This window comes from Dorea sp. 210702-DFI.3.125, from assembly GCF_020560945.1.
GTDB classification, from domain to species: Bacteria; Bacillota; Clostridia; order Lachnospirales; family Lachnospiraceae; genus Dorea; species Dorea formicigenerans.
The window spans coordinates 1-441 of record NZ_JAJCNF010000090.1 but is presented as its reverse complement, the minus strand read 5'-3'; the positions used below and the strand labels follow the sequence as shown (position 1 = coordinate 441).

The following is a 441-nucleotide window of genomic DNA, read 5'->3' as shown; positions in this document are numbered from 1 at the left end:
TTTCAACGGGTTATGAAGAAACGCCCAAAGGCAGAACCATTTGTGATAGACGGACGGGGCAATTTCCTATTTGTCAATCATAAGGACAAGCCAAAAGTTGCGATTGATTACAACGCCTTATTTGTCCGTATGGTAAAGAAATACAACAAGCACCACAAAGACAATCCCTTGCCACATATCACACCGCATACGCTACGCCATACGTTCTGCACAAGGCTGGCAAGCAAGAACATGAACCCAAAAGATTTACAGTATATCATGGGGCATTCAAACATTAGTATCACAATGAATTGGTACGCTCATGCGTCCATAGATACCGCAAAATCAGAGGTTCAGCGTCTAATTGCATAGAAGTATTTACCACGATTTTAACCACGTTTGATAGAGAAAATATAAGAAGATAGACCTAGATATGTGAGGTTTACCACAAAAGCAAAATGC

The 441-nt window shown here is 40.6% G+C and carries 1 protein-coding gene; it reads left to right on the top strand.

The genetic code is table 11. The features are described from left to right. The coding region (locus LI164_RS15675; protein ID WP_227087381.1) for a tyrosine-type recombinase/integrase at positions 1–351 on the top strand (351 nt) is incomplete at its 5' end. Positions 352–441 lie beyond the last annotated feature (90 nt).